The sequence below is a fragment of the Microbacterium sp. LWH10-1.2 genome (assembly GCF_038397765.1).
GTDB classification, from domain to species: Bacteria; Actinomycetota; Actinomycetes; order Actinomycetales; family Microbacteriaceae; genus Microbacterium; species Microbacterium natoriense.
Map to the genome: position 1 here is coordinate 2400952 of NZ_CP151638.1, position 23347 is coordinate 2424298.

At 70.3% G+C, this 23347-nt stretch carries 16 protein-coding genes; 6 read left to right on the forward strand and 10 right to left on the reverse strand.

All coding sequences use genetic code 11. From position 1 onward, the window contains the following. Positions 1–147: 147 nt before the first annotated feature. Positions 148–2367, reverse strand: coding sequence for an NADP-dependent isocitrate dehydrogenase (locus MRBLWH10_RS11480; RefSeq protein ID WP_341939963.1), 2220 nt, complete (start codon positions 2365–2367; stop codon positions 148–150). 153 nt (positions 2368–2520) lie between these two features. Here MRBLWH10_RS11480 and MRBLWH10_RS11485 point away from each other — a divergent pair, with 153 nt between their 5' ends. Continuing rightward, positions 2521–2979 carry a GNAT family N-acetyltransferase gene (locus MRBLWH10_RS11485; protein WP_341939964.1) on the forward strand — a complete coding sequence of 153 codons (459 nt, stop codon included), beginning with the start codon at positions 2521–2523 and terminating at the stop codon, positions 2977–2979. A gap of 118 nt (positions 2980–3097) precedes the next feature. On the opposite strand, the gene MRBLWH10_RS11490 is transcribed toward MRBLWH10_RS11485, so the two are convergent. Further along, positions 3098–3907: a hypothetical protein gene (locus MRBLWH10_RS11490; RefSeq protein ID WP_341939965.1), complete on the reverse strand. Its 810-nt coding sequence runs from the start codon at positions 3905–3907 to the stop codon at positions 3098–3100. Between the two features lie 246 nt (positions 3908–4153). Here MRBLWH10_RS11490 and MRBLWH10_RS11495 point away from each other — a divergent pair, with 246 nt between their 5' ends. After that, a complete protein-coding gene (locus MRBLWH10_RS11495) occupies positions 4154–4993 on the forward strand; it encodes a DUF559 domain-containing protein (protein WP_341939966.1) in 840 nt (279 codons plus the stop codon). 261 nt (positions 4994–5254) lie between these two features. Here MRBLWH10_RS11495 and MRBLWH10_RS11500 read toward each other — a convergent pair whose 3' ends face one another. Together MRBLWH10_RS11500 and MRBLWH10_RS11505 are read right to left on the reverse strand one after the other, a co-directional pair. Further along, positions 5255–7069, reverse strand: coding sequence for an ABC transporter ATP-binding protein (locus MRBLWH10_RS11500; protein ID WP_341939967.1), 1815 nt, complete (start codon positions 7067–7069; stop codon positions 5255–5257). After that, on the reverse strand, positions 7066–9000 hold the full coding sequence (locus MRBLWH10_RS11505; protein ID WP_341939968.1) for an ABC transporter ATP-binding protein: 1935 nt from the start codon (positions 8998–9000) through the stop codon (positions 7066–7068). Before MRBLWH10_RS11505 ends, MRBLWH10_RS11500 begins: the two co-directional genes overlap by 4 nt. A 405-nt stretch (positions 9001–9405) precedes the next feature. Here MRBLWH10_RS11505 and MRBLWH10_RS11510 point away from each other — a divergent pair, with 405 nt between their 5' ends. The 4 genes from MRBLWH10_RS11510 to MRBLWH10_RS11525 are packed head-to-tail and all read left to right on the forward strand — an operon-like array spanning position 9406 to position 14153. Next, positions 9406–10539 (forward strand): M20 family metallopeptidase, encoded by a 1134-nt coding sequence (locus tag MRBLWH10_RS11510; RefSeq protein WP_341939969.1) that lies wholly within the window; start codon positions 9406–9408, stop codon positions 10537–10539. Beyond that, the gene (locus MRBLWH10_RS11515; protein ID WP_341939970.1) at positions 10536–11402 is read left to right on the forward strand and encodes a GNAT family N-acetyltransferase; all 867 of its coding nucleotides are present in this window, start codon (positions 10536–10538) and stop codon (positions 11400–11402) included. The genes MRBLWH10_RS11510 and MRBLWH10_RS11515 overlap by 4 nt, the downstream gene beginning before the upstream one ends. Further along, positions 11399–12505: an o-succinylbenzoate synthase gene (gene menC / locus MRBLWH10_RS11520; RefSeq protein WP_341939971.1), complete on the forward strand. Its 1107-nt coding sequence runs from the start codon at positions 11399–11401 to the stop codon at positions 12503–12505. The genes MRBLWH10_RS11515 and menC overlap by 4 nt, the downstream gene beginning before the upstream one ends. Before the next feature lie 43 nt (positions 12506–12548). Beyond that, positions 12549–14153 carry a helix-turn-helix domain-containing protein gene (locus MRBLWH10_RS11525; RefSeq protein WP_341939972.1) on the forward strand — a complete coding sequence of 535 codons (1605 nt, stop codon included), beginning with the start codon at positions 12549–12551 and terminating at the stop codon, positions 14151–14153. Here the strand turns inward: MRBLWH10_RS11525 and MRBLWH10_RS11530 are convergent. The 6 genes from MRBLWH10_RS11530 to MRBLWH10_RS11555 form a co-directional block, all read right to left on the reverse strand. Continuing rightward, on the reverse strand, positions 14137–16176 hold the full coding sequence (locus MRBLWH10_RS11530; RefSeq protein ID WP_341939973.1) for a prolyl oligopeptidase family serine peptidase: 2040 nt from the start codon (positions 16174–16176) through the stop codon (positions 14137–14139). The genes MRBLWH10_RS11525 and MRBLWH10_RS11530 overlap by 17 nt on opposite strands. After that, the gene (locus MRBLWH10_RS11535; protein WP_341939974.1) at positions 16173–17372 is read right to left on the reverse strand and encodes an erythromycin esterase family protein; all 1200 of its coding nucleotides are present in this window, start codon (positions 17370–17372) and stop codon (positions 16173–16175) included. Before MRBLWH10_RS11535 ends, MRBLWH10_RS11530 begins: the two co-directional genes overlap by 4 nt. 10 nt (positions 17373–17382) lie before the next feature. After that, a complete protein-coding gene (locus MRBLWH10_RS11540) occupies positions 17383–19236 on the reverse strand; it encodes an ABC transporter substrate-binding protein (protein WP_341939975.1) in 1854 nt (617 codons plus the stop codon). 160 nt (positions 19237–19396) lie between these two features. Beyond that, the gene (locus MRBLWH10_RS11545) at positions 19397–20296 is read right to left on the reverse strand and encodes an ABC transporter permease (protein ID WP_341939976.1); all 900 of its coding nucleotides are present in this window, start codon (positions 20294–20296) and stop codon (positions 19397–19399) included. Continuing rightward, positions 20293–21243: an ABC transporter permease gene (locus tag MRBLWH10_RS11550; protein WP_341939977.1), complete on the reverse strand. Its 951-nt coding sequence runs from the start codon at positions 21241–21243 to the stop codon at positions 20293–20295. Before MRBLWH10_RS11550 ends, MRBLWH10_RS11545 begins: the two co-directional genes overlap by 4 nt. Next, entirely contained in the window at positions 21240–23276 is a 2037-nt protein-coding gene (locus tag MRBLWH10_RS11555; protein ID WP_341939978.1) for an ABC transporter ATP-binding protein, read from the reverse strand. Before MRBLWH10_RS11555 ends, MRBLWH10_RS11550 begins: the two co-directional genes overlap by 4 nt. Positions 23277–23347: the final 71 nt, after the last annotated feature.

A 23347-nucleotide genomic window follows, 5' to 3' on the forward strand; every position in this document is an offset into this window, starting at 1 on the left:
TCCCCATGCATCCGAGATTCGGATGATCTGCCGTTTCTCGGAGGTTATCCCCCGGATCATCCGAAAAACGGCGCTGCGTCCTTTGAGCCCGCATCGACAAGAAAGGGACCGGATGCTCTCGGCATCCGGTCCCTCTCGTCGTTCAGATCACGCCAGGGCGTCGACGATCCCGTTCAGCGTGGCCGACGGGCGCATGACGGCGGTCACGAGCGCGTCGTCGGGGCGGTAGTAGCCGCCGATCTCGACCTTCTGACCCTGCACCGCGTTCAGCTCGGAGACGATCTTCTCCTCGTTCGCGGCGAGGTCCGCAGCGATCGGGGCGAAGGCTGCGGCGAGGTCGGCGTCCTTCGTCTGCGCGGCCAGCTCCTGGGCCCAGTACAGGCCGAGGTAGAAGTGGCTGCCACGGTTGTCGATCGTGCCCAGCGCGCGGCCGGGCGAGCGGTCCTCCTCGAGGAACGTGCCGGTCGCGGCATCCAGCGTCTCCGCGAGCACGCGCGCCTTCTCGTTGCCCGTGCGGTCGGCGAAGTGCTCGAGCGACGCCGCGAGCGCGAAGAACTCGCCGAGCGAGTCCCAGCGCAGGTAGTTCTCCTCGACGAGCTGCTGCACATGCTTCGGCGCGGAGCCACCCGCACCGGTCTCGAACAGACCTCCGCCCGCGAGCAGCGGGACGATGGAGAGCATCTTCGCCGACGTGCCGACCTCGAGGATCGGGAACAGGTCGGTGAGGTAGTCGCGCAGCACATTGCCGGTCACCGAGATGGTGTCGAGGCCGTGACGCATGCGCGCGAGCGTGTAGCGCGTGGCCTCCTCGGGGGCGAGGATCGTGATCGTGAGGCCCTTGGTGTCGAGGGTCGCCAGACCCTGGTGCACCTTGGCGATGATCTGCGCGTCGTGCGAGCGGTTGGCGTCGAGCCAGAACACGGCGGGAGCACCCGTGGCGCGGGCACGACCGACGGCGAGCTTCACCCAGTCCATGACGGGGATGTGCTTGGTCTGGGTCGCGCGCCAGATGTCGCCCTTGCCGACCTCGTGCTCGATGAGCACGGTGCCCTCGCTGTCGAGCACCTGCACGGTGCCTGCGGCGGCGATCTCGAAGGTCTTGTCGTGGCTGCCGTACTCCTCGGCCGCTTGCGCCATGAGCCCCACGTTCGGCACGGTGCCGATCGTGGCGGGGTCGAGCGGGCCGTTCGCGATCACGTCGTCGATCACGGCCTGGTAGACCCCGGCGTAGGAGGAGTCGGGGATGACGGCCAGGGTGTCGGCCTCTTCACCGGACTTGCCCCACAGCTTGCCTCCGTTGCGGACGAGCGCGGGCATCGAGGCGTCGACGATCACGTCGCTGGGGACGTGCAGGTTCGTGATGCCCTTGTCGGAGTTCACGTACGACAGACGCGGACCCGCGGCGATGGCCTTGTCGAACGCCGCGGCGATCTCGGCGCCGCCCGTGACATTCGCGAGTCCGGCGAGGATCGAGCCGAGTCCGTCGTTCGCGTTCAGGCCCGCGGCCGCCAGCTGCTCGCCGTACTGGTCGAACACGTCGGCGAAGAACGCCTTCACGACGTGGCCGAAGATGATCGGGTCGCTGACCTTCATCATGGTGGCCTTGAGGTGCACCGAGTACAGCACGTCGTCGGCCTTCGCCGTCTCGAGCGTCTCCGCGAGGAAGGCGTCGAGTGCGGATGCCGAGAGGAACGTCGCGTCGATGATCTCGCGCGGCAGGACCTTCAGTCCCTCCTTCAGCACCGTGACGGTGCCGTCAGCGGCCGTGTGGCGGAAGCTGAGCACGTCGTCGTGGGCGGCGACCCAGGAGCGCTCGTTGTGCTTGAAGTCGTCGTGGCCCAGCGTGGCGACGCGGGTCTTCGAGCCCTCGGCGAACGGCTTGTTGCGGTGCGGGTGCTTCTTGGCGTAGTTCTTCACCGCGAGCGGGGCGCGGCGGTCGCTGTTGCCCTCGCGCAGCACGGGGTTGACTGCGGAGCCCTTGATGCGGTCGTAGCGGGCGCGGACGTCCTTCTCCTCCAGCGAGCTCGGCTCGTCGGGGAAGTCGGGGATGTCGTAGCCCGCGGCCTGCAGTTCGGCGATGGCGCCCTTGAGCTGCGGGATGGATGCCGAGATGTTCGGCAGCTTGATGATGTTCGCCTCGGGCAGGGTCGCGAGGCCGCCGAGCTCTGCGAGAGCGTCTCCCACCTGCTGCTCGGGAGCGAGCTTCTGGGGGAAGGCGGCGAGGATGCGACCGGAGAGCGAGATGTCGCGGGTCTCGACCTCGATTCCCGCCTGGCCGGTGAAGGCCTTGATGATCGGGAGGAGGGAAGCCGTGGCGAGTGCCGGAGCCTCGTCTGTGTGCGTGTAGATGATGGCGTCGTCGGTCACCGGGAGGTTCTCCGTTCACGGGGTGATTTGTCTCGATACCAAGATACCTGAGCGACCCTGCGCCCGCTGTCCGCCGGGTCCGGCATCCGTCCGTCGATGGGAAATGTGTCCCGGCTGCGTGTGCGTGCGCCCGCGAGGGGTTAGCCTGGGATCATGTCCGAACTGCGCATGGTCGAACTCTCCGCCGCGACGATCGTCGCCGTGAACAACCTGTCGCTCAAGCCCGGACAGGAGCAGTTCCTCGCCCCGGTCTCGTACGGGATCGCGGCGACGGTGATGAACCCGAAGACCTCCTGGCAGCGCGTGATCCTCGACGGCGATACCGTCGTCGGCTTCGTCAGTGCCAACTTCGACCCCGAGGCCCCCGAGGAGCACTTCCGCTCCGTGCTGTGGCGCATCAACGTCGATGCAGAGGGCCAGGGCAAGGGCGTCGGCCGCTTCGCGGTCGAGAAGCTCATCGAAGAGGCACGCGCGCGCGGATTCGACCACGTCAACGTGATCTACGAGGCCGGCGACGGCGGACCCGAGGCGTTCTTCCTTCGCGTCGGCTTCACTCCGGTCGGTGAGACCGCCTACGCCGAGGTCGTCGGCGAGATCCGGATCACCTCCTAGACCGGCGGCGGGGTCTCGAATCCCCTCCCCCATCGAGACTCCGTCGCCCTAGACCGGCGGTGACGCATCGTCGGCGCGTCATCCTGCGCGCGGTGCTCGGACGGCAGTACGGACCGGCTCAGCGGTCGTCGCGGCGACCGCGCGTCGTCCACGCGGCGATGACGGATGCCGCCGCCCCCGCCGCGCGATCGATCGCATCGGCGGAACGCGCGAGCACGTCCTGCGCTGCGTCCTGCCAGGCCGCTGCGGTCGGCGACTCCCCCGCGAGGACGTGAGCTCTGTGCTCTGCAGCCTCGAAGGCGCGCTCGAGATCAGAGACCGCCTGGCGGTAGGCCGAGAAGTCGGCCGGCGTCGCGCGATGCTCGACCGCACGACGCAGCTCGTTCGCCCGGCCGGCCGCGCGCAGGTAGGCCGCTGTCGACGGCTGCTTGACGTCGGTCATCGCGGGGTAGGTGATCTGCAGGGCGGGGTCGGTCTCGTAGCGCATCCAGCGGGCGACGATCGCGTCGTGCTCCGCGCGCAGGATCTCCAGCGGACGGGGAGCGGATGCCGCAGGAACCGCCGCCTTCGCAGCGCTGAGCCGCACCCTGCTCGCCTTGGCATCGGCGTGGGCCGCCTTGAGGTCGCGCTCCCGCTCCCGCAGGATCCGCCGAGCGCCCGCGAGCTGGTCGGCGGTCGCGCGCTGGGCGCTCCGCTCGGCGGCGATGCGGGCGTGATCGGCACGAGCGAGCTTCAGAGCCGTCCGTCGATCGGTCACGGTCCGCTGGGCCGTCGTCAGGTCATGACGGGCGGCATCCACGGCGAGACGGCGTCCGGATCTCCGCGTGCGGCGACGCATCCCGATCGTCCCGACCGCGGCGACGGCCCCCGCGCCGACGGCTGACGGCGCGATCCACCACCACTCCGCCACGAACAGGAAGGGGTCCATGACTCGATCGTACCCAGCGACTCGCGCGCATGTCCTGTGCGGCCTCGACGTGCGCCCGGCCCCACCACGATTTTCGGACGGATGCCGGTTTCTCGGACGATCCCGAGAGAATCATCCTCGAAACGGGCATCCGTCCGAAAATGCGGCCGCGCGACCTCTCGTTCACACTTCGGCGCAACGCCGGATCTCTCCACAATCGCCCATCGGCGCCCCGCCGCAGCGTCGGACATCGCCAGAGTGATCCCCATGGATCTGATCACCTGGCTGCGGCAGCGCGATGGCATCGCCCACCGCGCGGACGCCCTGGATGCCGGCTTCACCGTGTCACGCATCCGCACCGCCATCCGAGCGGACGCCGTGCGTCGCATCCGGGCACGATGGATCGCTCTGCACGATGCCCCGTCCGACCTCGTGCGCGCCGCTGAGTCGGGAGGGCAACTCACGTGCGTGTCGCTCGCGCGGCGCCGAGGCTGGTGGGTGCCGCCCGGAGCGGCGGAGCAGGTGCACGTGCACCTTCGTCCGAACGCCGCAACGCCCGGCATCCCGGTCGTCGCGCACTGGTCCGCGTCGCTCGGTCCTTCCCGCCCGCGCCGGGTGCTCGCACGCACGGAGGACGCGCTCGCCCATGCTGCCCGGTGCTTCCCGCTCGATCAGGCGGTTGCGATCTGGGAGAGCGCAGCCCGAGTCGAGCGCGTCTCGATCGACTCGCTGCGCCAGGTCAGATGGCGGGATGCCGTGGCAAGGCGCTGCGCCGCCCACCTGCGCCCCGGCACGGACTCCTCGCTCGAGACCATCTTCCACGTGCGCCTCAGCGCGTGGGGCGTGCGGCTGCGCATGCAGGTGCGGCTCGCCGGCCACACCGTCGACTTCGTCATCGGCACACACCTGATCGTGCAGGTCGACGGATGGAGCTTCCACTCCTCTTCGGCCGATCGCACGCGCGACATCGCCCACGACGCCGCACTGCGGATGCGCGGGTACACCGTGCTCCGCTTCTCCTACGAGCAGGTGATCAATCGCTGGTGGGAGGTCGAGGCGCTGATCGCCGAGGCCATCGCGCGCGGGCTCCACCTGGGCCCCTCCTGACGCCTCTCCAGCCCCTCGGCCTCGGTCACCACTCCGCCTGACGCCTCTCCAGCCCCGCCCCCATCGGCGAACGAAAATCGGACGGATGCTCGTTTTTCGGACGATCCGAAGGGGATCATCCGAAAGACGAGCATCCGTCCGAAATACGCGGCGCATCCGTCCTAAATACGCGGCGGTCCCGTCCGAAACGCGGGACGCATCCGTCACCGACACGGGGCGGTCCGTCCGAGGATCGGATGCCGCGCCGGGCGGCGCCGACGATCAGACGAGCGTCTCCTGCCAGGCCGCATGCAGCTGGGCGAACTTGCCCGTGCCGCCGATCAGCGTCGCAGGGGTGTCGTCCTCGATGATGCGGCCGTGCTCCATCACGAGCACCCGGTCGGCGATCGCCACGGTCGACAGACGGTGGGCGATGATGATCGCCGTGCGGTCCTTGAGCAGCGTCTGCAGAGCATCCTGGATGAGGCGCTCCGAAGGGATGTCCAGCGACGCCGTCGCCTCGTCGAGGATCAGCACCGCGGGGTCCGCGAGGAATGCCCTGGCGAACGAGATCAGCTGACGCTGCCCCGCCGAGACCCGACCGCCGCGCTTGTTCACGTCGGTGCCGTAGCCGTCGGGGAGGGACGAGATGAACTCGTCGGCCCCCACCGCCCGCGCGGCCGCCCGGATCTCGTCGAGCGTCGCATCGGGCTTGCCGAGCGCGATGTTGTCGGCGACCGTCCCGCTGAACAGGTAGGCCTCCTGCGTCACCATCACGATGGCACGGCGCAGGTCCTTGGGGTGGAGCTTGCGCAGATCCACCCCGTCGAGGGTCACCCGCCCCTGGGAGGGGTCGTAGAACCGCGAGATGAGCTTCGCCAGCGTCGACTTGCCCGCACCGGTGGTCCCGACGAGCGCGATCGTCTGCCCGGCGGGGATGTCGAGCGAGAAGTTCGGCAGGATCGTCTTCTCGCCGTTGTAGCCGAAGGTGACCTCGTCGAACTCGATGTGACCGCGGGACTCCCACAGGTCGACCGGCTTCTCGGGATCGGGCACGCTCGGCACCTCCTCGAGGACGCCCGACACCTTCTCCAGCGCCGCCGTGGCGGACTGGTAGGAGTTCAGGAACATGGCGATCTCCTGCATGGGCGCGAAGAAGTTGCGCACGTACAGCACCGCCGAGAGCAGCACCCCCACGCTCAGCGCGCCGTCGGAGACGCGGATGCCGCCCCACAGCACGACGAGTCCGAGCGTGAGAGCGGCCACGCCCATCAGACCGGGCTCGAACGTGCCGAACAGCAGCATCGAGCGACGGTTCACGTCGCGGTAGTCGCCGGCCACCTTCTGGAAGGCGGCGTCGTTGCGCGGCTCCTTGCGGAACGCCTTGACGGCGCGGATGCCGGTCATCGTCTCGACGAACTGCACGATCACCTTGGCGCTGATCACACGGGACTCGCGGTACACGAGCTGCGAGCGGGTGTAGAACCAGCGCATCAGGAAGAACAGCGGGATGCCGGCGAGCGCGAGGATCACCCCCGACTGCCAGTCCCACACGCACAGGGCGATGAAGGTGAAGACGCCGAAGAGCACGCCGGAGACGAGCTCGTTCAGCCCGCCGTCGAGCAGTTCCTTGATCGAGTCGAGGTCGCTGGTCTGGCGCGAGATGATGCGACCGGACGTGTACGACTCGTGGAACTCGAGGCTCAGCCGCTGCGTGTGAAGGAAGATCCTCTTGCGCAGATCGAGGAGCACCGCCTGGGTGATCCGCGCCGCGATCATCACGTACCACGCGATGAGGACGGCGGCGAAGAGACCGGCGAACAGGTAGGCGAGACCGACCATGAAGGTCGGCATCCAGTCGGCGTGGTCGAGCACGGCGGGCAGCGCCCTGTCGAGGCCGATGCTGATGAGGATCGGTCCCGCCACCTGCAGCGCGGTCGAGACGACCAGCACGGCGGCGGCGAGCACGATCTGCGGGCGCAGCGGCACGACGAGCGAGCCGAGCAGCCGCAGCGAACGACGGCGGATCGCCTGGCTCTCCTCTCGCGTGTAGCGGGAGCGGTCCTCATCCTGGGTTCCGGTGATCGCGGAGCTCATGCCTGCACCTCCTTCTCGCTGATCAGGTCTTCGTCGGCGGCGGCATCCTCTCGGATCCCCTCCTGCACGACCTCGTCGATCTCGTCCGCCGTGTCGCGGATGACGGGGATCGTCCCGGTCCGCGCCGCTTCCTCGGCCTCCAGGCTGGAGATGACGTGGCGGTAGTGGCGGCTCGACTTCAGCAGCTCGGCATGGGTGCCGACGGCCGTGATGCGGCCGGCCTCCAGCAGGGCGACCCGATCGGCGAGCGCGACCGTCGACGGCCGGTGCGCGACGATCATCGCGGTCGTGTCGGCGAGCACGTGGCGCAGCGCCTCCTCGACGAGAGCCTCGGTGTCGACGTCGAGAGCCGAGAGCGGGTCGTCGAGGACGAGCACCTTCGGCTTCGCCGCGACGGCGCGGGCGAGGGCGAGACGCTGGCGCTGGCCGCCGGAGAGGCTCAGCCCCTCCTCGCCGATGATGGTCTCGACGCCCTCGGGCAGCGCATCGACGAAGGCCGCCTGCGCCACGTCGAGCGCCTCGCGCAGCACGCGTTCGGCCTCCTCGCTGTGCACGTCGAGGTCGGCGCGACCGAGCAGCACGTTCTCCCGGACGGATGCCGAGAACAGCGTCGCGTCCTCGAAGGCCATCGCGATGTGCTGGCGCAACTCGGCGAGCGTGAGGTCGCGCACGTCGACGCCGTCGAGCGTCACGCGGCCTCCGGTCACGTCGTAGAGCCGCGCAGGCAGAGTGGTGAGCGTGGTCTTACCGCTGCCCGTGAGCCCGACGAGGGCCATGGTCTCGCCGGGGCGCAGCACGAGGTCGATGCCGTCGAGCAGGTCGCGCTCCGAGGCCCCCGCATCCTGGTACCGGAAGTGGGCCGCCTCGAAGGCGAGCTCGCCGCGCGGCTTCTCGATGCTCACCGGGTGCTCCGGATCGGTGATCGAATTCGTCTCGGAGAAGATGTCGAACACGCGGTCGGTCGCCGTCCTGGCGTCGAGCATGAACGAGAACAGGAAGCCGATCGACTCGATCGGCCAGCGCAGCACCACGGCCATCGCGAAGAACGCGAAGAGCTCAGGCACCTCGATGGCGCCCTGCGAGATCAGCCAGATGCCCGACATCAGGCTGAGGCCGAACGCGATCTGCGGCATGAGGTCGAGCCAGAACCAGATCGACGCGATCGCGCCGGCCTTGCTCATCTCGGTCTCGCGGAGCGTCTCGGCCTGACGGCTGAAGCGGCTCAGCGCGTGCTTGCCCCGACCGAAGGCCTTGAGCACGCGGATGCCGTGCACGCTCTCCTCGACGCTGGTGGCGAGGTCTCCTGCCTGATCCTGGCTGCGGCGGGTGAGCGCCCCGTAGCGCTTCTCGAAAAGGTAGCCGCGGATCCAGAGCGGGACGGCCGTGACGAGGAAGATCGTGCCGAGCAGCCAGTGCCAGCGGAAAAGCAGCACCGAGCCGATGATGATCGTGAGGACGTTGACGACGAGCAGCACGAGGCCGAACGCGAGCCAGCGGCGGATGAGGCCGATGTCCTGCATCATGCGGCTGAGCAGCTGTCCCGACTGCCAGCGGTCGTGGAACGCCACCGGCAGCGTCTGCAGGCGCGAGTAGAGGTCGGTGCGCATCTTGTACTCGACCTCGGTGGCGGGGTTGAGCACGAACTGGCGACGCAGCCACACCATCACGGCCTCGCCGACGGCGAGACCGAACACGGCGAGCGCGCCCCAGCCGATGGCGCCGAGGTCGCCGGACTGCACCGGACCGCGGATGATCTGCTCGAGGACGATGGGGATCATCAGGGCGATGATCGCCGCGGCGAGCGCGCTCGCGGCACCGCCGGCGAGTCGCCAGATGACCGGCTTGACGAAGGGCTTGAGACGCCACAGCGCCGCCGGCGTGGACAGGGAGGACGAGTGCGAGATGTTCTGCGATGAAGACGAGGAAGACATGTCTCTCAGACGAGTTTCGTATGGAAAGCGGTTGCTGAACGGGGCGGGCGCGTGAGACGGACTCTGAGAGTCCGGGCGTCCGATGCGGAGAGGCGGGTGGCTCTAGATGAAGAGCGGGCGCGCCGGGGTCGAGCCGAGAGCTGCGATCCGCGCGGTGGCGATCGTGGTCATGGTGTCCTCCTCAGGGGCTCGGTGGCGTCGGCCGGTCGGCGCGAAGCCCTCCAGCCTATTCCTGTGAACAAGCTGAGCACAAGAGGAATTCCGAACTCTTCGAAAAGGACCTTTCATCCATCGAGCCCGACCAACGGAGGCCGTCGCGTTCGGTCGTTCCGACAGCAATCTCGCGTCGGCAGCGTCGCAGGATGGATCCGCAGGGAATCGGCATGCCACAGCAAGGGAGCAGCGATGCCAGAACGCACCGCCGCCATGATCGCGGACATCCAGCACCTGGTGCGGTGCGAGTCCCCGTCCGACGATCTCGTCGCGGTCTCCCGGAGCGCGGATGCCGTCGCCGCCCTGGGCGCGCGGCTTCTCGGCGCCGATCCGGAGCGCATCGTGCCCGACGGCTGCACGCACCTGCGGTGGCGCTTCGGCGGGGGCGCGAAGGTTCTTCTGCTCGGCCATCACGACACCGGCTGGCCGCTCTCCACGATCGTCACCCACCCCGCCGACGTCGAGGACGGCGTGCTCCGTGGCCCCGGCTCCTTCGACATGAAGGCGGGCCTGGTGATCGCGTTCCATGCGCTCGCCGCCCTCGACGACCTCGACGGCGTGACCCTGCTGATCACCGGCGACGAAGAACCGGGCTCGCACACCTCGCGCTCCCTCATCGAGGAGGAGGCCGCCCGGTGCGCTGCGGCCCTCGTGCTCGAAGCCGCCGGCCCCGGCGGCGCGCTCAAGACCGAGCGCAAGGGCGTCTCCCGCTACGAGGTGCACGTCACGGGGCGCGCGGCCCACGCCGGCCTCGAGCCGGAGCAGGGCGTCAACGCGACGATCGAGCTCTCGCATCAGATCCAGGCCGTCGCCGATCTCGCGGCTCCCGACCTCGGCACCACCGTCACCCCCACGCGCATGCGCGGCGGCACGACCTCGAACACCGTCCCCGCGCACGCGTCGTTCATGGTCGACGTTCGCGCCCGCTCCGCGCGCGAGCAGCAGCGCACCCACGAGGCGATGCTCGCGCTCGCACCCCGCATCCACGGCGCCGTCATCACGGTCGAGGGCGGCATCAACCGCCCTCCCCTGCAGGCCGACGCCTCTGCGGCGCTCTTCGACCGCGCCCGCGGGATCGCGGAGCGCCTCGGCATCCGCCCCCTGGAGTCGATCGCGGTCGGCGGGGCGTCCGACGGCAACTTCACGGCCGGCGTCGGCACGCCGACCCTCGACGGGCTCGGCGCCGTCGGCGGCGGCGCGCACGCCGACGACGAGCACGTGATCGTGGCCGAGCTGCCCGACCGCACCCGCCTGTTGACGGCGCTGGTCGCCGACCTGCTGCAGGACGAGCACGCCGTCCGCGCCGCCGAGACGGCACGGCGATGACGATCTCGGAGCGGGCGGACGCCGACGCCCTCGCCGCGGAGCACGCGTCGGGTCTGCGCATCCGCCTCATCGACGACATCGACGAGCACGCGGCGGTGCGCACCCTGATCGAGCAGGTCTGGCGCACCGGGGAGCGCAACCCGCCGGTGACCGCCGACATGCTCAGCGCGATGCGCGCGGCGGGCGGCTACGTCAGCGGCGCCTTCGACGAGCACGGTCTCGCCGCCGCATGCCTCGGCTTCTTCGCACCGCCCGCCGAGCGGCGCCTGCACAGCCACATCGCCGGAGCGCTGCCCCGCACCCGCGGCTCCGGCATCGGCTTCGCGCTCAAGCTCCACCAGCGGGCGTGGGCGCTGCACCACGGCGCCGAGACGATCACCTGGACCTTCGACCCGCTGATCCGCCGCAACGCCTACTTCAACCTCGGCAAGCTCGGCGCCGGCGTCGGCGCCTACCTCCCCGACCTGTACGGCACGATGGACGACGCAATCAACCGCGACGACATCACCGACCGCGTGATGGCGAGGTGGTCGCTGACGGCTCCGGCATCCGTCGCCGCGGCGAGCGGGCACCCGCGTCTGTCGAGCATCGCGGACGAGACCGATGCCGCGATCGGCCTCAGCGCCGACGGCGACGAGCGCCCCGTCGACGGGCGCACGGACGCCGCGACCGTGCTCATCGCCGTGCCCGCCGACATGGAGGCGATGCGCGAGCAGGACCCGCGGAGGGCGGCCGACTGGCGCCTGGCGATCAGGCGCACCCTCGGCGCCCTCATCGCGGAGGGAGCGACCGTGCGCGGATTCGACCGCGCCGGCTGGTACATCGTCGACCGCGAGCCGGTCGACAGAACGGAGATCTCATGAAGCTCGAAGGCGTGGAGATCCTCCACATCGCGATGCCGCTGGTGGGTGCCTTCCGCACCTCGTTCGGCACCGAGGCCGTGCGCGAGACCCTGCTGCTGCGCGCGGTCACCGACGAGGCCGAGGGCTGGGGCGAGAGCGGGGCCAGCGAAGCGCCGCTCTACTCCGGCGAGCACACGCACGGCGTCGCGGATGTGCTCGCACGGCACCTCATCCCCGCTCTCGCCGCAGCGCCCGACCTCGACGCGCACAGCGTCGCCCCTGCGCTCTCGGCCTTCAAGGAGAACCGCCTCGCGAAGGCCGCGCTGGAGACCGCGATCCTGGACGCGGACCTGAAGGCCCGCGGCATCCCCCTCTCCTACGCGCTCGGCGCGGTGCGGCGCTCCGTCGCCTCCGGAGTCTCCGTGGGCATCGCCGACTCGATCCCCGAGCTCCTCGACACCGTCGACGGGTACCTCGCCGACGGCTACCTGCGCATCAAGCTGAAGATCGAGCCGGGGTGGGACGTGGAGCCCGTGCGCGCGGTGCGCGAGCGGTTCGGCGACATCATGCTGCAGGTCGACGCGAACGCGAGCTACGAGCGCAGCGACATCGACGACCTCCTCGCCCTCGACGACTTCGACCTCTCGCTGGTCGAGCAGCCGCTGCCGGCCGACGACCTGCTCGGCCACGCGATGCTGGGGCGCCGCCTCGCGACGCCCATCTGCCTCGACGAGTCCATCGTGTCGGCCAGAGCCGCGGCGACCGCGATCGAACTGGGCGCCTGCCGCATCGTCAACATCAAGGCCGGGCGCGTGGGCGGCTATCTGGAGGCCCGACGCATCCACGACGTCTGCGCTGCGCACGGGGTGCCCGTGTGGTGCGGAGGGATGCTGGAGACCGGCGTCGGCCGGGCCGCCAACGTCGCCCTCGCCGCCCTCCCCGGCTTCACGCTCCCCGGCGACACGTCGGCCTCCGAGCGCTACTTCGCCGAGGACATCACGGAGCCGTTCCGACTCGTGGACGGGCACCTCGCGGTGCCCACCGGCCCGGGGATCGGCGTATCCCCCGACCCCGACGCGCTCGCCCGCTTCACGGTGTCGCGGCAGTGGGTCCCGGTCCGATGAACGCCCGGTGCGCGGTGCTAGCCTCACAAGAATGCGAGCCGCGATGAACCACCGGCCCCAGGCGAGCCTCGTGCACGTCATGGAGGAGCTCGGTGGCACCCTGCTCGAGGTCGTCGCCGGAGAGGTCAGCGCCGACCGCACGATCGAGGCGGTGGCGATCCACGACCCCCGAGACGAGCCGGAGGCCCCGCGCAACGCGATCGTGCTCGGCGTCGGCCTCGAGCAGAGCGACGACGTCGTGCAGGTGCTCACGCGGCTCGGGCTCAGCGGGGCGGCCGGTCTCGTCGTGCGCGCGCCCTTCGCCGCCGACGACGAGCTCCGTGCCGCGGCGCACCGCGCGGGTGTCGTGCTCTTCTCGCTCTCCCCCGGCACCACCTGGGCTCACCTGGCCGGCCTGTTCCGCGCCCTGATGACCCCCGGGGGCCCAGACGACGCGCGCCCTGTGACGTTCGGCGGCATCCTCGCCGGCGACCTCTTCGCGATGGCCAACGCGATCGCAGCCCTGCTCGAGGCGCCCGTCACGATCGAGGACCGCAACTCCCAGCTGCTGGCGTTCTCGCACGCGCAGGAGAGCGCGGCGCCCCGGGGCAGGCAGCTCCCCCCGCACTACACCCGCCTGCTGGAGGAGACCGGCGTCTTCCAGGAGATCAGCCGCAGCGACGACCCCGTGGAGGTGGCGCCGTCGAGCGAGACCGCCGACAGCCGCCGCACCGTCATGGCCGTGCGGGCCGGCGACGAGGTGCTCGGGACGATCTGGGTCGCCTCTCCCGCGCCGCTCAGCGAGGAGCATGTGCGCGTGCTCCGCGACTCGGCGAAGCTCGTCGCGATGCACATGGTCTGGCAGCGCACGGATGCCGACGTGGAGCGGCGACTGCGGGCCGATCAGTTGCGCAGCGTGCTCGACGGCGGCCCGACCGCCGCGGAAGCCGCCCGCCGGCTCGGCCTCCGCGAGGAGCCCGCGGTCGTGCTCGCCCTCTCGCTGCACGCGCCGGCGACCGATCAGCTGCCCCACGCCGCTCTCGCCGCTGAGCGCAAGCGCGTCGCCGACGCCTTCTCCGTGCATCTGCTGTTCGCGCATCCCCGTTCGACGGTCGGGCTCATCGGCGAGGTCGCCTACGGCGTGCTGCCGGTGACCGCGACGACGACGGATGCCGAGGAGAGCGCCGTGCGCCTCGCGAACGAGTTCCTCACCAGGGTGCGCTCCTCGCAGCAGCCGTTCATCGGCATCGGCAGCGTGGTGCAGGAGACCGCGCAGCTCCCCCGCTCCCGCTCCAGCGCCGATCGCGCCCTCCGCGTGCTGCGGGCCGGAGTCGCCGAGCGGCAGGTCGCCCGCCTGGAGGACGTGCACGCGGAATCGCTGCTCCTGGAGCTCGCCGGCTCGTCCCGGGATGTGCCGTCCGGTCCGCTCGCGCGCCTCATGGCCTACGACGATTCGCACCAGGCGAGCCTCGTCGACACGCTGCGCGCGTGGCTCGATGCGATGGGCGACGTGACGCTGGCGTCCGCCGCGATGTTCGTGCACCAGAACACGTTCCGCTACCGGCTGCGCCGCGTCGCCGAGGTCGGGCGGCTCGATCTCGACGATCCGAACGCGCGCTTCGCCGTGCAGCTGCAGCTGCGCCTGCTGGCGATCACGACCGAGCGCTGAGTCCGAGCGCGCCCATCAGGCACGCGAGCCACTCGGCATCCTGCGCCCGCAGCACCTCGGGGCTCGTGCCCGCGCCGTGACCGGCGTTCTCGAAGACGTGCAGCAGGACGGGCGCGTCGCCGCGCTGCGCGGCCTGCATCCTCGCGACGAACTTGCGCGCCTGCGCCGGAGGACACCGGGGATCGGTGGCCCCCGCCTGCACGTAGACGAGCGGGTACTCCGCCTCGACCACGCGCTCGTACGGAGACGAACGGCGCATCCGCTCGACGTCGACGGGGTCGTCGGGGTCGCCCCACGCCTTGCGGATCACGAACTCGAGGTAGGGGATGCGGATGCCGCCGATGAGGTCGAGCAGCGGCGACCGCGGCAGCACGGCGCGCCACAGCTGCGGAGCGGTCGTCACGGCGACACCGCACATCAGCCCGCCGTCGGATCCGCCCGTCAGCGCCAGCATCCGCGGTGCGCTGATCCCTCTGGCGATCAGGTCGTCGGCGACGGCGCGGAGATCGCCGTCGCGCACGCCTCTCCGCTCCCGGTCGGCGCCGCGGAACCAGTCGCGGCCGAACTCGCCGCCGCCGCGGAGGTAGGCCTGGATCAACGTGCCCCCCGCCGCGACGAACGCCGCGAGGTCGAGCTGGTACTTCGGCAGGGTGGGGATGCCCGCAGCTCCGTATGCGGAGATCAGCGCGGGGGCCGGTCCTGTCGCCCCGCCGGCCGGACGCACCACGTGGTACGGGATCGGCGTGCCGTCGGGGGCCGTCGCGCAGACGTACTCGACCTCGGCGTCGACGGCGACCAGCGGGGCGAGGAGCTGGTCGATCCCGACCGCTCCAGGGCGGTGCCGGTACGCACCCCACGACGTCGTGAGGGTCGAGAACGTGAAGAGGAACTCGCCGCTGCCGTCGTCGGGGTCGAGACCGGTGAGCGGGAAGAACGCACCGCCCAGAGCGCCGTCCGCCGGGAGCGGCACGGCGCCCGCGTCGGAGCCGTCGGCGCGCAGCACGCGCACGCGCGCGGCCGTGTCGGCGAAGCCGCTGAGGTACAGATGCCCTCCCACCGGGGTCAGGGAGCGCAGCACCGTGTCTCCCTCGGGGACGAGCACGCGCCAGGACGCCGGGTCCTCGGGCGCCGGTGCATCGAGCGGAATCGCGACGACCCGGCCGCGCGCCGCACCGTGATCTGTGACGGCGATGTACTCGTCGCCGACGATGTGCCCGGCGATCGTGTCGGCGCAGTCGTGGATGAAGGCCCGCCACGGCGTGCCCGCGTGCAGGTCCCTCACGGCGACCGGGATCGGGGTTCCCACGCGATGGCTCGCGACCGCCCAGCGTCCGTCGGCGGAGAACTGGATGCGGGTGTACTCCCGCGAGCCGTCGGGAACGGGGATCTCCTCGACGGAGGATGCCCCTCTCTCGCCGAGTGCGCGACGGTACACGACCTGACGGAAGCCCTCGGCGGTCCCGGCGAGCGCGAGGAAGAAGAACCCCGAGCCGTCGGGCAGCCAGGAGACCCCTCCGGCCCACGAGCTGTGCAGCACCTCGGGCGGAGCGTCAGCGCGCAGCACTCCGGTGGCGACGTCGACGAGACGGATCGTGTTGTGCTCACTGCCGTCGGTGCACACGCCGAGGGCGAGCACCTCGCCATCGGGCGACGGCGCGAACCACGAGAGCACGGCGGGGCGCCCGGGCTCGTCGAACAGCGCGAGCGAGACCAGCGCCCTGCCAGCGCCGTACGGCTCGTCGCTCACGACGACCGCCCCGCTCTCCACCCGGAACCATCGACCTCCGCCGTGCCGCGGAAGCTCGGGACGGGATCCGAGCTCGTGCCGCTCGATCAGCGCCAGCGCGGCATCCCTCCGTCCGCCGGCGTCGATCGTCTCGATCGCGAGCTCGGCCTGCGCGCGCTGCCAGTCGTGCACCTCCGTGCTGTCCGCCTCGAGCCATCGGTAGGGATCAGGGATCGGGATGCCCGCGACCTCCTCGACGACGTCGACCGTGCGCGTCGGCGGATAGATCCGGCTCATGCCTCCGACCGCCCTGGAGCATCGAACTCCGCGCGCAGCCGCTCGAAGGCGCCGGGGGTCGGGCGGACCCGGTGCAGGTGGAGCAGGGCGTCGAAGCTCGCGGGGAAGTCGTCGACCCGCTCCAGGCTCCCGCTTGCCAGCATCCCCTCGACGCCGTCGAGAAGGGCCGCGTCGGCGCGAGAGAGATCCACGAGCACGGCATCCGCTCCGATCGCGTCCAGCCGCTCCTCGATCGATCCTGGCGCGGTGCCGCGCTGACCGAGCGAGACGTCGCAGTCGAAGGGCCGCGGCGAGCGCTGCGTGAAGGTCACCACGGGGCCGGCGCCGTACGTCATGCCGATGACGCGGAGGTCCGCCCCGAGTGCGGAAGAGAGGAGGGCGCCCATCATGGGCCTCCCGTCGAGCGGGGTGCGGCGGACGTGGCCGTTGTGCGCGTAGACGAGGATCCTCTCCTCGCGCGCGGCGATCCACTCGACGGTCTCGGCCATGAACGTCTCGCGGGGGTAGGGGCCCGCGTCGTCGTCCCCGTCGAGCTCCGCGAGATACGCGTCGATCGACGCGGCGCAGCGCAGCGCGATCTCGTCGCCGTCTTCACGGACCCGGGCGATCAGTGCGCGCAGGGATTCCGCGAACTCCGTGCGCTGCCCGTCCGACATCGAGGCGTAGGCGATGGCGGCCTCCGTGCGGCCGCCGAGGTCGGCGAGGCGCTGCAGCTCCTCGTCGCCGTCGCGCGCCGGGATCCGGGCGAGGCAGGCGCGCACAGCTGGCCCCGGCGAGGTGGAGGAGCCGGGCAGGTCCATTCCGTAGAAGCGGATGCCGCCGCCTGCGGCGTTCCATTCCCGCATCCATTCCAGCTGCCGCCAGAGCGACTCCGATTCCCCGAAGCGGTAGGTGATGCCCTCCCTGGCGATGTCCTGCACGGCGCCGGGGCCGCCGCGGATCCACTCGTCCACGAGAAGCCCCTCGGCGAAGCCCGACTCCATCACGAACGCCGTGACGCCGTGATCGCGCACGAGGGTGCGCAGGAAGGCGTCACCGTAGGCCGTGAACTCGACGATGCTGTGGGCGCCCTCGCCGAGCGCGACCACCCTGGACGCGCCGATGAGCGCGCCGATCGCGGCGGAGCCGGGGAGCTCCGGATGCGCGAGGTCGATCTCGGGGATCGGCTGCGCGTATGCGGCGGTCTGCGCGCTCATCGGCGGGTCCCTACTGCTTCTCGGTGAAGTACCACTGCTCCGGAGAGTAGACGAACTTCAGGAGCGATCGGAAGGTCGAGGGAGGACCCGACAGCGTGTCCTTCCAGACGATCAGGTTGTCGGGCGTCGGGAAGAAGAGCACCGGAAGGTCCTTCGACAGCATCGTGACCTCGGCGCTGAGCGCGGTCGGGTCTGAACCGAACGTGCTCGCCTCGATCAGCGCGTCGGCCTCGGGATTGCTGTAGCTGCCCAGGTTGAAGCTGCCGCCCGTGTTGAAGGCGTTGTTGCTGGTCGGGTACGCGGTCTGCACGAAGGCGCCGAAGTCCTGCATGGCCCATTCGTCGGCGTTGTCCGGCGCGTAGCTGTTGCCGTAGTTCTCGTACATGTAGTTCAGCGACTTCGTCACGATCTTCGCCTCGATGCCGAGCTTCTTGAGCTGGGAGACGAACGCGAGATCCCGAGCGCCCACGTAGGCGGGCTCGTTGGCGGAGGCGATCGTGAAGGTGATCTTCTGCCCTTCGGGGATCCCCTCTCCGCACTCGTCGTCGCCGGTGCCCGGCTTGACGCAGGTCGTGCCCTTCTCGGCATCCACCTTCCAGCCGTGATCGGTGAGCAGCTTCTCCGCCGCCTTCGGGTCGAAGGGGTACGTCGCCTCGTCGCCGAACTCCGGCGGGTACGCCGAGTTCAGACCGCCCGTGCTGTAGTTCTCCGTGGCGGTGCCGCTGTGGATGCCGCGGCTCTTGATGTACCCGGCCTGGTCGATCGAGTGCTGCAGCGCCTGGCGGATGTAGAGCTGCGCGATGACCTTGTCGAAGTTGTCGACGGTGTTCGCGAAGTTGAGGACGAGGCCGTCGAACCGGGCCGGCGACGGGGCGCCGTACACGTTGTAGCCCTTCTTCTTCAGCTCGTCGATCTTCGAGGCGTAGCTGGCGTCCAGTCGGCCGACCGTGAGCGTGCCTGCCTCGTACTGGTTGTAGATCGCCGCAGCCGAGGTGAACGCCTTGAAGTCGACGCGCTCGATGGTCGAGTCCCCCGGGCCCGCGTACTCCTCGTTCGGCGTCAGGGAGAACGACCCCGTCGTCGGCTCGAACGCCGACAGCCGGTACGGGCCGTTCACGACCTGCCACAGCGGGTTCGTGGCGAACGTCGACTGGTCGGACGACTGCGCGGTGAGGTAGTGGTAGATCGCCGTGGCGTTCGCGGGGTCGCGGAAGTCGAGCACGGGCCCGCCGGTCTCGGCGATGCTCCAGTCGGCGGACGGCATGACGTAGAGCAGCTGCAGGAGCGACACCAGGTACGACGGGTTGTACGGCGTCTCGAAGGTCAGGGTGAGCGTGTGCGCATCCGCCGCCGTCGCCGTCACGCCGTCGGGGAACTGCCCCGGCGTGTAGAAGCTCCAGTTCGCGGGGCTGTCGGCGATCGCCGCCTTGAGGAGGTCGAAGGAGAACACGACGTCGTCGGCGGTGACGGGCTTGCCGTTGGACCAGGTGTAGTCCTTCAGCGTGATCGTGGCGGTGTGACCGTCGTCGCTGACGACCGGCGCCTCGGCGAGGCTGGTCGCCTCATCGAAGGGCTCACCCTCGAGGCTGGTGCGGTACAGCGCACGCCACATGAGGTCGTAGCCGATCACCGTTCCGCCGGCCTCGGCGGGCGGGAACGGGTAGATGTAGTTCGGGGTGAGGCCCGGCGTCAACGCGATCGTGACGACGCCCCCGTCGACGTGCGAGCTGCTCGCCTCGGGGATCTTGTCGTACGACGCCGTATCGACCTGCGAGCTCGTGCCGGTGCAGCCGGTCAGTGCGAGCACCCCGGCCGTGGCCAGGGCGAGAAGGAGGCGTGCTCGCCTCCGCGGAACCTGCGACATGTGCGGTGCTCCTCGTTCGGGTTGAGATGGTGGTCGGACCGATCGGGTGGTGCAGAGGTCCGATGCTCCGAGAGTGCAGCATCCCCGATGTCGGGCGTTCAGGGATCCCGACAGAATCGCGGGGCGTGATCCGTCGAGGCCTACACAGCCCCGCCGGGGTTCACAGGGATCGGTGCTCGATCGCGTCGCGGAGCGCGTCGCCGAGCAGGTTCAGCGCCAGCACGGTGAGCACGATGCACGCTCCGACCGGGTAGATCAGCCACCAGTAGTCCGCCGCGAGGAACGTCACCCCGCTGGAGAGCTGACTGCCCCAGTCTGTCACCGGATAGCTCAGGCCGAAGCCGAGATAGCCGAGAGCGGCGAGCACGATGATCGAGTCGGCGACCTGGAACGTCAGGTTCACGATGATCACCCCGAAGGTGTTCGGGATGAGGTGGCTGAAGATCAGGCGCCGGTTGCTCGCACCCATGAGGCGCGCGGCCGACACGAACTCCCTGACACGGAGCGACAGCACCTCGCCGCGGATCAGCCGCGCCGCGACGAGCCAGGAGAAGCCGCCGATCACGAGGCTGAGGGTGAGCGGCGTGGCCGTGAACCGCGCAGCGATGATGAGCACGAAGAACAGGAACGGAATCGACAGCAGCACGTCGACGACGCGCATCATGATGCCGTCGACGACACCGCCGACGAGGCCGGCGACCGCTCCGTAGATCGTGCCGAGCGTGGTGGCGAACAGCGCGGCGAGCAGGCCGATCTGCAGCGACACCTGACCGCCCTGCATGAGCCGGCCGAGCACGTCGAAGCCGTTGCTGTCGGTGCCGAGCGGGAAGCCCTCCCCCGGGGCGAGCGCGGCGTTGAGGAGGTCGACGTCGGTCTGGTTCGTGGGGTACACGAGCGGTCCGAGGTAGCAGAACAGCACCAGGCCGACGAGGATGAACACCCCCGCCATGCCCGGCTTGTTGCGCCACAGCGCCTTCAGCACCGCGGAGCGCGAGAGGGGGTTGCGCGTGGCGAGGACGGGGAGCTCCTCGGCCGCGATCTCCGCGCGTGCCGTGCTCATGCTCCCAACTCGATCCGGCGGTCGGCGCGGGCGACGACGAGGTCGGCCACGAAGTTCCCTGCGACGGTGAGCGCACCGCCGATGAGCGTGTATGCCAGCAGCACCGGATAGTCCTCTCGGTGGAGGCTGTTCAGGAAGAGCAGCCCGAGTCCCGGGTAGTTGAAGACCGCCTCGACGATGAGATTGCCCGCGAGGAGGGTGGGGATCAGCACGCCGACGAGCGTGATGATCGGGGTGATCGCGTTGCGCAGCAGGTGCCGGGTGAGCACGATGCGCTCGGAGGCGCCCTTCGCCCGCGCGACCTTGATGTAGTCCATGCCGAGCTGCTCCAGGGCCGAGGAGCGCTGGTACTGCGCGAACACCACGATGTTCGTGATCGCGAGGGTGATCAGCGGCAGCGCCATCGCCCTCGTGTCGGTGAACACGACCCACGGCGAGGTCGACTGCGACGCCTCGGCGGGGAACAGCGGGACGGTCTGGCTGAAGACGCCGATGAGCACCAGGGCGATGAGGAACGACGGCGTCGCGTACAGCAGGTACGACACCGACGTCGCGGCTCTGTCGACGAAGCGCCCCCGACGGACCGCCTGCAGGATGCCGAGCGGGATCGCGATCACGAGGGCCAGCACCAGACCGCACAGCGAGAGCATCGCGCTGCGCGGCGCGTTCTGGAGCAGGAGGGTGCCGACCTCCTCGTTGAGCTTGTACGAGCGTCCGAGGTCGCCCTGCAGCAGCTGCAGCAGGTAGTCGGCGTACTGGATGAGCACGGGGCGGTCGTAGCCGTTCTCGCGGTTGAACGCGTCGACGGCCGCCTGCGTGGCCTGCTGACCGAGGACCGCGCGTCCGGGGCTGTCGGAGATCAGATGCAGCATGAGGAACACGACGAGCGAGATGCCCAGCAGCACCGCGAGGGACACCAGCACCCGGCGGGCGACGAACCAGATCATGCGTGCGCCTCCTCAGCGGGCGAACCGGTCTTCCGGAGCTTCGGCTGCAGGGGGAAGTGGCAGGCGACCCCGTGGTCGGCCCCGACGGCCTCGAGCGTCGGCTCCACGCTCGCGCACAGCTCCGTCGCCAGGGGGCAGCGGGTGCGGAAGCGGCATCCGCTGGGCGGATCGAGCGGACTGGGCAGCTCGCCCCGCACCCGCTCGACCGGCGTCTCCACGAGGTCGGGGTCAGCCACGGGGACCGCGGCGAGGAGACCGGCCGTGTAGGGGTGAGCGGGGCGGGCGTAGACCTCCTCGGTCTCGCCCACCTCGACCAGGGCGCCGAGGTACATCACGCCCACCCTGTCGACGAGGTAGCGCACGACGGCGAGGTCGTGCGAGATGACGACGCTGGAGAGGCCGCGCTCCCGCTGGATCGTGCGCATGAGGTTCAGCACCTGCGAGCGGATCGACACGTCGAGGGCGCTCACCGGCTCATCGGCGACGAGCACATCGGGGTCGAGCGCGAGGGCGCGGGCGAGGCCGATGCGCTGCCGCTGCCCTCCGGAGAGCTCATGAGGGTAGCGCTCCATGATCGAGGCGCCCAGGCCCACGCTCGCGAGCGACGCCAGCGCCTTCTCGGTGCGCTCGGCCGGAGTGCCGACGCCCTGGATGACCAGCGGCTCCCGCAGGATGTCGTCGATGCGCATCTTCGGGTCGAGGGACGCGTGCGAGTCCTGGAACATCATCTGCAGCTTCGCGCGACGCGGTCCCAGCTGCCTCGACCCGAGACCGGAGACGCGGGCACCGTCGAGCAGCACCTCTCCCGAGGTCGGGCGATCGAGAGCCACGAGCATCCGCCCGAGGGACGACTTGCCGCAGCCGGACTCGCCGACCAGGCCGAACGCCTCCCCCGCTCTCACCTCGAAGCTCACGCCGGCGACGGCCTTGACGGAGCGCTTGCGTCCGAACAGTCCCTGGGCCGACACCGGATGCTCCTTGCGGAGGTCGACGACGCGGAGGCGCGGCACCGCGGTCTCCGGCCGCGGCTCCTGCGCGGCGAATCGACGCTGCACGGCCGTCTCCGACACGGTCGTCACCGGGTTCCAGCAGGAGAACACGTGCCCCTCCCCCGGGCCTGCGACGGAGACGGGCGTGTCGGTGCGGCACTGGTCGGTCGCCGCGGCGCAGCGGGCGGCGAAGCGGCATCCGACCTGCGGTTCTGCCGGGTCCGGAGGCGAGCCGGGGATGCTGAACAGCTCCACGTCCTTGTCCTGCGCCAGCGAGGGGATCGACGACAGCAGCGCGTGCGTGTAGCGGTGGCGGGTGTGGCGGAAGAGATCGGGGGTGGCTCCGGTCTCCACCAGGCGCCCTCCGTACATCACGCCGACGCGATCGGCGTGCCGCGCGACGACGCCCATGTCGTGCGTCACGAGGATCATGGCCATGCCGAGCTGCTGCTTGAGCCCGCTCAGCAGCTCGAGGATCTCCGCCTGGATCGTGACGTCGAGGGCCGTGGTCGGCTCATCCGCGATGAGCACACGGGGTTCGCAGATCAGCGCCATCGCGATCATCACGCGCTGACGCATGCCGCCGGACAGCTGATGAGGGAAGTCGCCCATACGCTCGGACGGACGGGGGATGCCGACGAGTGCGAGCATCTCCTCCGCCCTCTTCCGCGCCGCCCTCTTCGAGAGCCCGCGGTGCAGCAGCAGGGGTTCGGCGACCTGGTCTCCGATGTTGCGCGTGGGGTTGAGCGAGGTCATCGAGTCCTGGAAGACCATCGAGATGTCGTTGCCGCGGATCGCCCGGTACTCGGCGGCGCCGAGACCGACCAGCTCGGTGCCGTCGAAGTCGATCGAGCCGCTCGTGATGCGGCCGCCGCCGGGCAGCATGCCCATCACGGCGAGACCCGTCATCGACTTGCCAGAGCCCGTCTCGCCGACGATGCCGAGGGTCTCCCCGCGGCTCAGCACGAGGTCGACGCCCGTCACGGGGCGCACGGTGCGACCCGACCGGTGGATCTCCACCGAGAGGTCTCGAATCGTCAGCATGCCGCGCTCCCTTGCGAACTACAGTGGCCTGCCCGCGGGGTCCAGGGCGGCCCTGCGTCATCCTCGATACT

Coding starts and splice junctions, on each gene's coding strand:
- MRBLWH10_RS11485 (WP_341939964.1), top strand. CDS start 2,521: ATGTCCGAACTGCGCATGGTCGAACTCTCCGCCGCGACGATCGTCGCC.
- MRBLWH10_RS11490 (WP_341939965.1), bottom strand. CDS start 3,907: ATGGACCCCTTCCTGTTCGTGGCGGAGTGGTGGTGGATCGCGCCGTCA.
- MRBLWH10_RS11495 (WP_341939966.1), top strand. CDS start 4,154: ATGGATCTGATCACCTGGCTGCGGCAGCGCGATGGCATCGCCCACCGC.
- MRBLWH10_RS11500 (WP_341939967.1), bottom strand. CDS start 7,069: ATGAGCTCCGCGATCACCGGAACCCAGGATGAGGACCGCTCCCGCTAC.
- MRBLWH10_RS11505 (WP_341939968.1), bottom strand. CDS start 9,000: ATGTCTTCCTCGTCTTCATCGCAGAACATCTCGCACTCGTCCTCCCTG.
- MRBLWH10_RS11510 (WP_341939969.1), top strand. CDS start 9,406: ATGCCAGAACGCACCGCCGCCATGATCGCGGACATCCAGCACCTGGTG.
- MRBLWH10_RS11515 (WP_341939970.1), top strand. CDS start 10,536: ATGACGATCTCGGAGCGGGCGGACGCCGACGCCCTCGCCGCGGAGCAC.
- menC (WP_341939971.1), top strand. CDS start 11,399: ATGAAGCTCGAAGGCGTGGAGATCCTCCACATCGCGATGCCGCTGGTG.
- MRBLWH10_RS11525 (WP_341939972.1), top strand. CDS start 12,549: ATGAACCACCGGCCCCAGGCGAGCCTCGTGCACGTCATGGAGGAGCTC.
- MRBLWH10_RS11530 (WP_341939973.1), bottom strand. CDS start 16,176: ATGAGCCGGATCTATCCGCCGACGCGCACGGTCGACGTCGTCGAGGAG.
- MRBLWH10_RS11535 (WP_341939974.1), bottom strand. CDS start 17,372: ATGAGCGCGCAGACCGCCGCATACGCGCAGCCGATCCCCGAGATCGAC.
- MRBLWH10_RS11540 (WP_341939975.1), bottom strand. CDS start 19,236: ATGTCGCAGGTTCCGCGGAGGCGAGCACGCCTCCTTCTCGCCCTGGCC.
- MRBLWH10_RS11545 (WP_341939976.1), bottom strand. CDS start 20,296: ATGAGCACGGCACGCGCGGAGATCGCGGCCGAGGAGCTCCCCGTCCTC.
- MRBLWH10_RS11550 (WP_341939977.1), bottom strand. CDS start 21,243: ATGATCTGGTTCGTCGCCCGCCGGGTGCTGGTGTCCCTCGCGGTGCTG.
- MRBLWH10_RS11555 (WP_341939978.1), bottom strand. CDS start 23,276: ATGCTGACGATTCGAGACCTCTCGGTGGAGATCCACCGGTCGGGTCGC.